The sequence below is a fragment of the Salegentibacter profundi genome, assembly GCF_054121475.1.
Genome location: NZ_JBSYGG010000004.1, coordinates 388,203 through 400,747 on the forward strand (window position 1 = coordinate 388,203; position 12,545 = coordinate 400,747).

Annotated in this window: 10 protein-coding genes; 9 read left to right on the forward strand and 1 reads right to left on the reverse strand. The window is 40.6% G+C overall.

Annotated features, from left to right (window positions below; genetic code table 11):
- The first annotated feature begins 62 nt into the window (after positions 1-62).
- From ACW6NC_RS08560 to ACW6NC_RS08600, 9 genes are all read left to right on the forward strand, one after another.
- Positions 63-1,457 (forward strand): S1C family serine protease, encoded by a 1,395-nt coding sequence (locus ACW6NC_RS08560; RefSeq protein ID WP_457865217.1) that lies wholly within the window; start codon positions 63-65, stop codon positions 1,455-1,457.
- Between the two features lie 125 nt (positions 1,458-1,582).
- Positions 1,583-3,031: a glyceraldehyde-3-phosphate dehydrogenase gene (locus ACW6NC_RS08565; RefSeq protein WP_457865219.1), complete on the forward strand. Its 1,449-nt coding sequence runs from the start codon at positions 1,583-1,585 to the stop codon at positions 3,029-3,031.
- A gap of 183 nt (positions 3,032-3,214) precedes the next feature.
- On the forward strand, positions 3,215-3,796 hold the full coding sequence (locus tag ACW6NC_RS08570; RefSeq protein ID WP_457865221.1) for a hypothetical protein: 582 nt from the start codon (positions 3,215-3,217) through the stop codon (positions 3,794-3,796).
- 31 nt (positions 3,797-3,827) lie between these two features.
- The gene (gene trmD / locus ACW6NC_RS08575; RefSeq protein ID WP_457865223.1) at positions 3,828-4,514 is read left to right on the forward strand and encodes a tRNA (guanosine(37)-N1)-methyltransferase TrmD; all 687 of its coding nucleotides are present in this window, start codon (positions 3,828-3,830) and stop codon (positions 4,512-4,514) included.
- A gap of 113 nt (positions 4,515-4,627) precedes the next feature.
- Positions 4,628-4,978: a 50S ribosomal protein L19 gene (gene rplS, locus ACW6NC_RS08580; RefSeq protein WP_457865225.1), complete on the forward strand. Its 351-nt coding sequence runs from the start codon at positions 4,628-4,630 to the stop codon at positions 4,976-4,978.
- 552 nt (positions 4,979-5,530) lie between these two features.
- Complete coding sequence (locus ACW6NC_RS08585; RefSeq protein WP_457865226.1) at positions 5,531-7,750, forward strand: NADP-dependent isocitrate dehydrogenase; 2,220 nt, start codon at positions 5,531-5,533, stop codon at positions 7,748-7,750.
- A gap of 142 nt (positions 7,751-7,892) precedes the next feature.
- Complete coding sequence (locus ACW6NC_RS08590; RefSeq protein WP_457865227.1) at positions 7,893-10,265, forward strand: TonB-dependent receptor; 2,373 nt, start codon at positions 7,893-7,895, stop codon at positions 10,263-10,265.
- 1 nt (position 10,266) lies between these two features.
- Positions 10,267-11,076 (forward strand): DUF4249 domain-containing protein, encoded by an 810-nt coding sequence (locus ACW6NC_RS08595; protein WP_457865228.1) that lies wholly within the window; start codon positions 10,267-10,269, stop codon positions 11,074-11,076.
- 10 nt (positions 11,077-11,086) lie between these two features.
- Positions 11,087-11,308, forward strand: coding sequence for a DUF6095 family protein (locus ACW6NC_RS08600; RefSeq protein WP_457865229.1), 222 nt, complete (start codon positions 11,087-11,089; stop codon positions 11,306-11,308).
- A gap of 17 nt (positions 11,309-11,325) precedes the next feature.
- Here the strand turns inward: ACW6NC_RS08600 and ACW6NC_RS08605 are convergent, their stop codons facing one another.
- Positions 11,326-12,201: a creatininase family protein gene (locus ACW6NC_RS08605; protein ID WP_457865230.1), complete on the reverse strand. Its 876-nt coding sequence runs from the start codon at positions 12,199-12,201 to the stop codon at positions 11,326-11,328.
- Between the last annotated feature and the right edge of the window lie 344 nt (positions 12,202-12,545).

Consider the following 12,545-nt stretch of genomic DNA (forward strand, 5'->3'; position numbering starts at 1 on the left):
CTTTGAATCAACACTAAATTAATTATATTAATATTTGTTTCATTTAAATTCAGCTTAGAAAAATGAAAAAAATCACAACTTTACTAATCGTTGCAGTTTTGGGAGGCATATTAACCCTTGGGGGCTATAAATTATTTTTAGAACCCCAATCCCAGCCTCAACTCATCAAGGAACAATCTTCTTCAGAAAACTTCATTCCTACTAACTACAGCAACAGAATCTACGGCACCAATGCCGATTTTACTGAAGCTGCTGAAAACACCGTTAATGGAGTAGTTCACGTTAAAAATGTTGCGGTTTACCAGGGCCCGCGCAGCATATGGGATCTTTATCGTGGAAATCAGGGCGGTCGCGCCTTACAAGGTGCAGGTTCTGGCGTGATCATTTCTCCAGATGGTTATATCGTCACCAACAATCACGTGATCAAGGGAGCCAGTGAAGTGGAAGTGACCTTAAACAACAATCAAACCTATACTGCGGAGATCATTGGTGTTGCGGAATCTGCGGATATCGCCTTGCTTAAAATCGATGCAGAAGACCTGGACTATATCCCCTTTGGTGATTCCAATACGGTTCGGCTTGGAGAATGGGTCCTGGCCGTTGGAAATCCATTCAATCTTAAATCCACAGTAACTGCTGGTATTATAAGTGCTACTGCCAGGGACCTCAATACCTATGATGCTACCCCGCAATCCTTTATTCAAACCGATGCGGCTATTAATCCCGGAAACAGCGGTGGCGCACTTGTAAATATTAACGGGGAACTGGTGGGTATTAATACCGCCATAACTTCGCAAACGGGAAGCTACATTGGCTATGCCTTTGCAGTTCCTTCTAATATTACGCGCAAAATCGTAGAGGATATTCTCGAATATGGAGATGTTCAAAAGGGCATCCTGGGCATCAGGGGCGGCAGTATCACTCCTGAAGCTGCAGAAGAATTCGGTCTTAATACCACCCAGGGGGTGTATGTGGCCGAGGTAACCGCTGGAAGCGGAGCGGAAAAAGCAGGAATTAAAAAAGGCGATGTGATACGACAGATAGATAATATTACCATCAATAAGTTTTCAGACCTTACCGGATATATCAATTCCAAACGTCCTAATGACCAGGTCAGGGTCACTGTTTTAAGAGAAGGCGACCAAAGAGAATTAAATGTAAGGCTTACAAAAAATGAGATCTACAGGGTAGACAGCATTGGGCTGGAAGTCACCAATGCTACCCAGGAAGAACTGGAAGCCTACAATACCCCTAACGGGGTTAAGATTTCCCGAACCCTGATGAGCAATTTACCTGCAGAAGAACTGGTAGGCACTATTATTACCGCCATTAACAATCAAAAAGTCAATAATATAAAGGATGTGGAAAGAATCATGAATAACAGAAAAGCATCCGAATCCATTGTGGTTAGTTTTATAGACCGTAATGGTGAAAAGCAGCGGGTAATATGGCGCTAAAAATCAGGTAATTCCTAAAAAATTAAGCTCTCCGAAAGGAGGGCTTTTTTATTATAAAAATACTTTACGAAAACGTTTGAAATATATACTTTTGCGCAAGTTTAAACAAAACACACAACAAAATAATGAGCTTTAATCAAGGTTACGAAAGAGAATTGGCATTTCAGGCGAACAGGCGCAAGGCCACGGTAGAATTCATCAATATTGTGAGCGACTTATGGTATGACAAATCCATTGAACTTGTCTTGTTCAGGAATCAACTTTTAAACCGTAATGTCAGTGACATTCTTAATTTGCATGAATATGCCGGGGAAGTGGTCCAAAAACCCATTTCCATCTTTGATTCCGTGGAGATTGCCAAGGCTATCCAGGATCTGAATTTGCCGCCGGCAAAACTCGATATCGGCAAACTCACCTATGAGTTTCATCTAGAAGACCAACAGCACCATAATGCCATGGCCTTTGTTTCTCATAAATTAAAGGATGCCAAGGACTACACTAAATTAGTCCCCAAGGATGTGGTGTTATATGGTTTTGGAAGAATCGGCCGGCTGGTAGCCCGGGAACTTATGAACCGCACAGGGAAAGGTAACCAATTACGACTAAGGGCAATTGTGACAAGAGGAAAGGTGGATAGCACCGTTCTGGAAAAAAGAGCCTCCCTGCTTAAAAATGATTCCGTTCATGGTGATTTTTCAGGGACCGTAGCCATTGATGAAAAAAATTCAGCATTGCTAATCAATGGCACTACCGTCCGTATAATTTCGGCAAATCAACCGGAAGATATTGATTATACCAAATACGGTATAGAGGACGCTCTTATCATTGACAACACGGGAGCTTTTCGCGATAAGGAAGCCCTTAGCCAACACCTGAAATCCAAAGGTGCTTCACGGGTCCTGCTGACGGCTCCGGGAAAAGGCGTTCCAAATATCGTTCACGGGGTGAACCACAAGCAGTACGATCCGGACGAGATCAAGATATTTTCTGCCGCCTCGTGTACCACTAATGCTATTACCCCGGTACTAAAGGCAATCCAGGATTCCCTGGGAGTTGAAAAGGGTCATCTGGAAACCATTCATGCCTACACCAACGACCAGAACCTTGTAGATAATATGCATAGCAAATACCGAAGAGGAAGGGCTGCCGCACTGAATATGGTAATTACAGAGACCGGGGCAGGAAAAGCCGTGGCCAAAGCCTTACCTGTTTTTGAGGGCAAACTAACTTCAAATGCCATCCGGGTACCCGTACCTAACGGTTCCCTGGCCATTCTTAACCTGGAGGTTCAGAAGAAAACCAGTATAGACAAGGTCAACGCAATCTTAAAGAAATACGCCCTGGAAGGAGACCTGGTCGAACAGATTAAATATTCCGTGGATAATGAACTGGTATCTTCGGATATCGTAGGTTCAAATGCCCCCGCCATCTACGATAGTAAGGCGACCATTGTTTCAAAGGATGGTAAAAGTATAGTGCTTTATATCTGGTATGACAATGAATACGGGTACAGTCACCAGGTCGTAAGGCTGGCAAAATATGTGGCGAAAGTCAGAAGGTATACTTACTATTAAAATAAACTCAAATTATATTTGATCTTAACCCACCTTTTATTGGTGGGTTTTTTCTTTTTATCATTAACTTTGCAGCCCCAAAAATTTAAAAATAAACGATTTAGAATTAAGATTTAAATTGTTACAATAAGTTATCCTACCCGGCGTTGTGTCCATATTAACTAATGCATTAACCCCAAAGTAATGAACAAAACTATTTTCGGAATCTTAGGTTTATCCCTGCTGAGTCTTCAGTTTTATGCCCAGGACAGCCTGAGCACAAATCCCGTACAGGAAGAATTCAATGAACTGATTGAAAGCTCAAATAATTACCAGGGCTACAAAGTAGTGGATTATGAAGCTTTAGAAAGATTGAAAAACAACACCAACCGGTATTTCGATGAATTACGAGCAGAGATAGAAACTCAGAAAAACACTGCCAACCAGCAGGTTGCAGAAATTGAATCCCTGAAAGAAGAACTACAGGCCACCCAGCAAGAGCTTGAAAAGGTAAATGCGGAGAAAGACGCTATCAAATTCCTTGGTATGCCAATGAGCAAAGGCAGTTATATGGGAATGATGTGGGGCGTTGTAGGAATCTTATTATTGGCCTTGTTATTTTTTATTTACCGCTATAAAAATTCCCACGCTACGACCCGGGAAGCTCGTAAACGTTTAGCTGAAACAGAAAAAGAATTTGATCTTTACCGCTCCAAAGCCCTGGAAAAAGAACAACGGCTTGGCAGGATGCTTCAGGACGAGCGAAATAAAAACGCCAGCAGCTAAAGCTATTGCTAATAACCTCTAAAGACATCCTATGCGGATAGATATAATTACGGTTGTCCCCGATCTGCTAAGAAGCCCCTTTGAGGCTTCCATTTTGAAAAGGGCTATAGAAAAGGGATTGGTTGAAATACATATACATAACCTAAGGGATTACGTCACTGATAATTATAAACAAATTGATGATTACCAATTTGGCGGAGGTGCAGGAATGGTGATGATGGTAGAACCCATCGATAAATGCATCACCAAACTTAAAAGCGAGAGAGCCTACGATGAAGTCATTTATATGACGCCCGATGGAGAACCTCTAAAACAAAAGACGGCGAACCAGCTTTCGCTTCATCAAAACCTTATTATCCTCTGTGGCCATTATAAAGGTGTGGATCAACGGGTGAGGGATCATTTTATCACTCGCGAAATCTCTATTGGCGACTATGTGCTTTCCGGGGGAGAACTGGGGGCCGCCGTCCTTTGTGATGCCATCATTAGACTCATTCCAGGGGTGCTCGGCAATGAAACCTCGGCCTTAACCGATTCTTTTCAGGATAATCTTTTGGCCCCGCCGGTTTACACTCGCCCGGCTGAATATAAAGGCTGGAAAGTTCCGGAAGTTCTAACTTCCGGGAATTTCCCGAAAATTGAGCAATGGCGGGAAGATCAGGCCTGGGAGCGCACAAAAAAACTCAGACCCGATCTGCTGGATGAATCAGAAAAATAAGTTCCTCCCCGACTTGTTTTTAATATTTTAATTTGTAATTTTGCACTCATTCTAAAATAACCTCTGGCGAAAACCGTAAATGTTGTTTTGGATCATATCTTAAAAATATATCGATGGAATCGTTAATTAAATTTGTACAGGACGAATTCGTAGCTAAAAAAGATTTCCCTGAATTTTCAGCCGGTGATACTATCACTGTTTTTTACGAAATTAAAGAGGGGCAAAAAACCCGTACCCAGTTCTTTAGAGGAGTGGTGATCCAAAAAAGAGGATCAGGGTCTTCTCAAACCTTTACCATCAGAAAGATGAGTGGTACTGTTGGAGTGGAGCGTATATTCCCGGTGAATCTGCCTGCAATTCAAAAAATTGAGGTCAACAAGCGAGGTAAAGTAAGAAGAGCACGTATCTATTACTTTAGAGGTCTTACCGGTAAAAAAGCACGAATTAAAGAAGCAAAAAGATAATTCATTTTTCTTCAATATAGCTAAGAGCCCCGATTTTTCGGGGCTTTTTCTTTTTATCTATTTAGCACTTTCCAGTTTAATATTTAACAAAATCATTAGAATAACATGATTTATTTCTTTGTAAATTTAGACTTAGGAATTCATATTAAAGCTGAGAATGACACAAGAATTTTAAGCTTTAAACCCTTGATGTAAGGTTAAGTTCTTTACATCGGATTTTTATCTTCTATATAACGCTCATTTTTTGCAATGTCAAAAATAGTTTGAAAGGTAAAAATCATTTTGAAGTTCACCCCACCAGGGCTTTTGTCCTATAATGAATTTAAACATTCAGTGATCGGGTGACACTTCACTGAAGCCATTTCATTTTAGCAATTAAGATGAAATGGCTTTTATTTGTTTTAAATCCTCCTCGGCGACCTCTTATTCGCGAGGCTTAACTATGATAAAAGCTTGAAAAATATTATATTGCACGGATGTATGACGCCCGGGATTTCTGCGGGCGTTTCTGGAGTTTAAGCATAAATAAATTATACCGATAAAAATTAAAGGATGACACAAGAAACCAAAATTATTTATACCAAAACAGATGAAGCCCCTGCCCTGGCAACTTACTCATTTCTTCCTATAGTACAAGCCTATACAAAGGCAGCGGGAGTTAGCCTGGAAACAAAGGACATCTCCCTGGCAGGTCGGATTCTCGCCCAATTTCCAGATAGCCTCAAAGCTGATCAAAAAGTCAGTGATGCCCTGGCCGAACTAGGGGAGCTTGCTAAAAAACCTGAAGCCAATATCATAAAACTTCCTAATATTAGTGCTTCGATCCCTCAACTAAAAGCCGCTATCAAGGAACTTCAGGAAAAAGGTTATGCCCTGCCTGATTACCCAGATGAGCCTAAAACCGAAGATCAGAAGCAGGTAAAGGCTAAATACGATAAGGTAAAAGGGAGCGCCGTAAACCCGGTTCTCAGAGAAGGGAATTCAGATAGAAGGGCTCCAAAAGCCGTTAAGAATTTCGCAAAAAAACATCCCCATAAAATGGGGGAATGGAGTTCGGATTCTAAATCCCACGTAGCCACTATGGACTCTGGAGACTTTAAAGCGAACGAAAAATCGGTAACTTTATCCGAACCCACCAAGGTAAATATCGAATTCACCGGTAAAGATGGATCAAAGAAAGTCCTTAAAGACAATCTTGCGCTTTTGGAAGGAGAAATCATCGATGGCACTTTTATGAGTAAGAAAAAGCTCATTGCTTTTTTAAAGGAACAGGTAAAGGATGCTGAAGATAAAGGCGTGCTTTTCTCCCTGCACATGAAAGCTACTATGATGAAGGTTTCTGACCCCATTATTTTTGGCCATGCTGTGAAAGTTTTCTTCGAGGATGTTTTTCAAAAATACGGAGAGGAAATCAAAAATGCCGGAGGAGATCCAAATAGTGGATTGGGAGATGTGATCAACGCGCTGGATAATTTACCTTCTGAGAAAAGAAGTGAAATTGAAGCAGCAATCAAAAAGGATCTGGAGGATGGCCCGGATGTCGCCATGGTGAATTCAGATAAGGGAATAACCAATCTGCACGTGCCAAGTGACGTTATTATTGATGCCTCCATGCCTGCCATGATAAGAACTTCAGGTCAAATGTGGAATAAGAATGATGAAACTCAGGACACCAAAGCCGTGATCCCAGATAGTAGTTATGCACCACTGTATGAAGAAACGATCCAATTCTGCAAAAAACACGGAGCTTTTGACCCAACAACTATGGGGACAGTTCCGAATGTTGGATTAATGGCCCAAAAAGCCGAAGAATATGGTTCTCACGATAAAACCTTCGAAATTCCTGCTGATGGTACCGTAAAAGTTATCAACAGCAACGGAAATACACTCCTTGAGCACGAAGTAGAAAATGGTGATATCTGGAGAATGTGCCAGGTAAAGGATGCGCCTATTCAGGACTGGATCAAACTCGCTGTTAATCGGGCTAAAGCAACCGGAATGCCAGCGGTTTTCTGGCTTGACGAAAACCGTGCTCATGATGCGGAGTTAATTAAGAAAGTTAATAAGTACCTTCCTGATCACGACACATCGGATATCGATATTCGAATAATGTCGGTGGAACAGGCAACGCGATTTACCCTGGAAAGAGTAAAAGAAGGTAAAGATACCATCTCGGTTACCGGAAATGTACTTCGCGACTATTTAACTGATTTATTTCCGATATTAGAGGTAGGAACCAGTGCCAAGATGCTCTCTATTGTACCGCTTATGAATGGCGGAGGATTATTTGAAACTGGAGCCGGAGGTTCAGCACCCAAGCACGTACAGCAGTTTGTAAAGGAAGGACACCTGCGATGGGATTCCCTGGGAGAATTCCTGGCCCTTGCTGCTTCCCTGGAACATCTGGGAAATAAATACGATAATAAAAAAGCCCTGGTTTTATCTGAAACTCTTGATGATGCCACGGATAAATTCCTTGAAAACAGTAAATCCCCTTCAAGAAAAGTCAATGAAATTGATAACCGGGGCAGCCATTTTTACCTAGGTCTATACTGGGCTCAGGCACTTGCCGCACAGGACAAGGATTCCGATTTAAAAGCGCATTTTAGCAAGCTTGCAGAATCACTTGAAGAAAATGAAGCCAAGATCAATGAAGAACTGATCGATGCTCAGGGATCCCCTGTGGATATCGGGGGATATTATAAGCCAGACGAGCAACTCACCGTTGAGGCAATGAGACCGAGCAAAACCCTCAATAATATTATTGCTTAGTAAAGCCAGAATAATTAAAAAAAGCCGGATTAGCTCCGGCTTTTTTTCTTTTTATCCTTTAAAAGGCTGGCATTAAACAAAACCTAAATTAGTGTTTAGTATTTTTAAATTGATTTAAGCTGTTCTATCTTTAACTCAAAAATTGAAACAAAATTTTTACCTTTTTATTTTAGCTTATTGCTTTGCCCTGACGAGCCTTGCCCAGGAAAGCTATACGCTTAACGGCACCATTACAGATGCCTCCAGTAATGAAACCCTCATTGGCGTTAATGTGCTCATCCCCTCTTTGAATACCGGGGTCGTTACTAATGAATACGGATTCTATTCCTTGAAGTTACCCCAGGGAACCTATGAACTGGTAATCTCCTATCTCGGTTACCAGACCATTTCAGAAAAAATAACTATACCCGGTCAGACTAATCTCAATTTTGAATTAAATGAAAGTTCGGAATATCTTGATGAAATAGTGATCAGCCAAAGATCCGACGGACTCAATATCAGAAAGCCTGAAATGAGTCTTAATAAGCTTTCGATTAATACCATTCAGAAAATGCCGGTTATTTTTGGGGAAGTGGATGTCATTAAATCCTTACTGCTTCTGCCCGGGGTTTCAAACGCCGGAGAAGGTTCCTCAGGATTTAATGTTCGCGGGGGCGCTGTGGACCAAAACCTGATCCTACTTGATGAGGCTACCATTTATAACTCTTCCCATTTATTTGGTTTTTTCTCTGTTTTCAATCCCGATGCCATAAAGGACCTCAAACTTTACAAAGGAGGGATTCCGGCCAAATACGGGGGAAGAGTATCTTCGGTCCTGGATATTTACCAACGAGATGGCAATAGCAGAGAATTTAAAATGCAAGGTGGCATTGGTGCGATCTCAAGCCGTCTTCTCGCTGAAGGTCCTATAGTCAAGGACAAAGGTTCTTTTCTTATTGGAGGACGGAGTTCCTATGCCCATCTATTTCTCAAATTCACCGACAACGAAAACTCCGCGTATTTCTATGATCTTAATACCAAGTTGAGTTATAGATTGGATGATGACAACAAATTATTTTTCTCAGGTTATTTTGGAAGGGATGTCTTTTCATTAAGTCGAAATTTCAAAAACACTTATGGGAATACCGTTTTGAACTTAAGATGGAACCATATTTTCAGTGATAATATATTCTCTAATCTTTCTCTTATTTACAGTGATTACTATTATGGATTAACCCTGGGGTTTGTAGGGTTTAACTGGGATAGTGGAATAAAGAATCTCAATCTTAAATACGATTTTGACCATTATCTTAACGATACTTTTCAGCTAAAATATGGGCTGCAAAATACCTATTACGATTTTAATCCGGGCGAGATCGAACCCATAGATGAGAATTCAGGAATAAACTATTTTAAGCTGAGCAATAAGTATGCTTTCGAAACTGCAATTTATTTATCCGCAACCCATACCATCTCCGAAAATCTCTCAGCAGAGTACGGATTGAGGTATAGTGGTTTTTACCGGTTGGGTCCCGAAAAGCTGAGTACCTATGAAAATGATTCTCCAGTGGTGTACAATGAGGACAGGGATATTTATCAGGAAGCAACCCCCATCGGCTCCCAGGACTTCCAAAGAGGGGAAATAATCAGTTCGTTTGGCAATTTTGAACCGCGATTTTCCATGGCCTATAGCTTTAACGATAATCAATCGATAAAAGCTAGTTACAACAGAATGTCCCAATATCTTCATCTTATCTCCAATACCAGTTCTCCAACGCCCCTTGACGTCTGGACCCCCAGTGGCCCCTTTATAGAACCTCAGATCCTGGATCAATATGCCTTTGGGTACTTCCAAAATTTTAAGGATGGAACCTATTCCCTGGAGGCTGAAACCTTTTACAAAAAGATAAAGAACCGTATCGATTATGTAAACGGGGCGAACCTCATTGCTAATGATCATATAGAAAGGGTAATTCTCAACGGAAAATCCAGGGCCTATGGTATGGAAATCCTTTTAAGAAAAAATGAAGGCAGGTTTACAGGATGGCTGGCTTATACGCTTTCCAGGGCACAGCAAAAAACACCGGGCAGAACTCCCATAGAAACGGGTATTAATGGTGGTAATTGGTATTATTCCAATTATGATAAAACACACGATATAAGCCTTACGGCCAGTTATGAGTGGAGTAAAAAATGGGAGTTCCATGCAAATTTCAGTTTTCAAACCGGGCTGCCTTCCACCTTCCCGACCGCACAGTATAATTATGAAAATATTACCGTGCCGGTTTATGCAAAGCGAAATAGCAATAGGCTACCGGCCTATCACAGATTAGATCTTTCAGCCAGTTATAACCCGAAAAATTCTACGGAAAAGGATTTTAAATCCTCCTGGAGCTTTGGAATATATAATGTTTATAACCGGAAAAATGCTTATTCCCTTACCTTTAAAGAAAATAGCGATACTGGCGTAAATGAAGCCATAAGATTAAGTTTATTCGGAATTATCCCCTCGATCACCTATAACTTTAGTTTTTAACATGAAAACGCTTTTAAAAATATCAGGTCTTGTCCTTATTTTCCTTATCAGCTCTTGTGAAGATGTAGTGGACGTTCCATTAGACGAGAGTGAACCTCGATTAGTGGTAGAGGCTTCCATATTATCTTTTAAGGAAACCGAAAATAATATCCAGCAAATAAGGCTAACAGAAACAGCTCCTTTTTATGACAAGGATATACCACCTGTTGAGGATGCTTCGGTAAAGATAATTTCGGAATCAGGTATTGTATATAATTTCATGCATACTTCTGAAGGCTATTATATTAATGAAAAGCTCAAACCAACCCCCGGAAAGACCTATGAATTAGAAATTGTGTATAAAGATCAGCTTTATACCGCTACTGAAACAATGACCGGGGTTACCGATATCGATTTTATTGAACAGACAGCAACCGGAGGTTTCAGCGGTGATGAGATTGAAGTTAAAGTATTTTATACCGATCCTGCTGAGGAACCTAACTACTATCTTTTTATCTTTAGAAATGACAAAATTAGCCTGGAAATTTATGAGGACAAATTTACCGATGGTAACCAGATCTTTGGGTACTATTCCAATGAAGACATTACTTCGGGCGATAGTATAGACATAGAGATGTACGGCATTTCTAAATCCTATTATGAGTACCTCTTTATTCTAAGGGCACAAATTGGGGAGAATAGTGGTGGCCCCTTTGAAACCCAACCGGCAACGGTTAAAGGAAACGTCATAAACCAATCTGATAAGGCGAATTATCCTTTTGGTTACTTTCATCTTTCAGAAGTGGATACCACCACGTATATTGTAGAATAAAAATCTAACAATGAAACACACAAACAAAAAGGTACTTGGTAAAGGTTTAAAATTCCTGGGCATTGCCTTGCCATTATCATTAATTGGCCCCAGTGTTTTATTTACCGCATTTAATAATCAGCACCACCCCTGGTACATTCCTGTATTGATCATTGGTTTGCTTGCCCTGATTGCTGCAATAATTCTAATGTTTAAAGGAATTCTTACTATAGTAAAAGCAGTTTTTGATTAGTTTAAATTTCCTGTGGATTAGTCCTCCTGGGAAAGCTCCTCGACCTGGTTGTAAAATTCCTGTTGAAGTTCAAGGGTTTTCTCATCAGCCTTTATAGCGCGAAGGGCTTCCACCATTGAGGCCACTTTATGTTCAGTAACCAATTTACCAAGTTCTGCGGAGGCCTTTTCAGCTTCTCCTGCATAATGATACGGAAAGGAGGCATACCACCAGATACCGGTATACACATTTGGAATTTTTGGCAGCCTTTCCTGGTCAGCACCCGATTCATTGGTGGCCCTATCCAATTGTACTAATTCCGGGCGCAGATATAGCAAAACAGATGTTTCTGATTCTCCTCCATGCATATCCCCTGCTGGATCAGTTTTCCTTAGGGAATTTAATTCTTTTTGAAAATCAGGATCCGTATTGGGGTCATAAAAGTATACTGCATAATCTCTTTGGCTTGCCATTTGGTTTTGTACAAAATATCTAAGCATAGAGGGGTTACCGCCATGGCCGTTGATAATCATTATCCTTTCAAAACCATTTCTGCCCAACTCTTCACAAGTTGCCTCTAAAAGTTCCATAGTTAATTCAGGAGGCAAAGAAAAGGTCCCGGGCAGGTGTTTAGCCTCGTTCAACTGGCCATAAAAATAATCTGGAAAAACCACTGCATATTCTTCCTGAGTCACTCGGTCTGCCCATTCCCTGGCCCGGATTAGATCCGATCCCATTGGTGCATGTGGCCCATGCTTTTCCAGAACACCGATAGGGAGAATTATGGTTTTATTGGATTTCTCCATTGCTAATGGCCAATCACTGGCTGTTAATTCATCCCACCGTGAAGGGATATCCTGAGCATATTGGCTAAAGGTGGTAAAGAGAAAAAGTAAAAAGATGAAGGTTCTCATGAAATAAAGATTTTTAGGAATAATATCAAAAAATGTATTTTAAGGATTGAATTTAAGTAAAAATCATTTAATCTATTACTTCTTTTCTTAATTTTTTTATAAAGTCTAGTATATTTATAGTGTGGTATTCTTGGAGAACGGGAAGTTAAAGGTGCTTTAAAAGAGTTGAAAAGGCTAATGGAAATATGCTAGTACTTTACCTGGGGCTACCAATAAAAGAAGTTAAGAAAAACGTTTCCTGGGTCTTCTCTCCTTCACTTTAATCCACAAAAAAACCCTTCACCAAATAAATGATGAAGGGTTTAAAAAAAAGGCGGTGACATACTCTCCCACAAATAGCAGTA

Coding starts and splice junctions, on each gene's coding strand:
- ACW6NC_RS08560 (WP_457865217.1), top strand. CDS start 63: ATGAAAAAAATCACAACTTTACTAATCGTTGCAGTTTTGGGAGGCATA.
- ACW6NC_RS08565 (WP_457865219.1), top strand. CDS start 1,583: ATGAGCTTTAATCAAGGTTACGAAAGAGAATTGGCATTTCAGGCGAAC.
- ACW6NC_RS08570 (WP_457865221.1), top strand. CDS start 3,215: ATGAACAAAACTATTTTCGGAATCTTAGGTTTATCCCTGCTGAGTCTT.
- trmD (WP_457865223.1), top strand. CDS start 3,828: ATGCGGATAGATATAATTACGGTTGTCCCCGATCTGCTAAGAAGCCCC.
- rplS (WP_457865225.1), top strand. CDS start 4,628: ATGGAATCGTTAATTAAATTTGTACAGGACGAATTCGTAGCTAAAAAA.
- ACW6NC_RS08585 (WP_457865226.1), top strand. CDS start 5,531: ATGACACAAGAAACCAAAATTATTTATACCAAAACAGATGAAGCCCCT.
- ACW6NC_RS08595 (WP_457865228.1), top strand. CDS start 10,267: ATGAAAACGCTTTTAAAAATATCAGGTCTTGTCCTTATTTTCCTTATC.
- ACW6NC_RS08600 (WP_457865229.1), top strand. CDS start 11,087: ATGAAACACACAAACAAAAAGGTACTTGGTAAAGGTTTAAAATTCCTG.
- ACW6NC_RS08605 (WP_457865230.1), bottom strand. CDS start 12,201: ATGAGAACCTTCATCTTTTTACTTTTTCTCTTTACCACCTTTAGCCAA.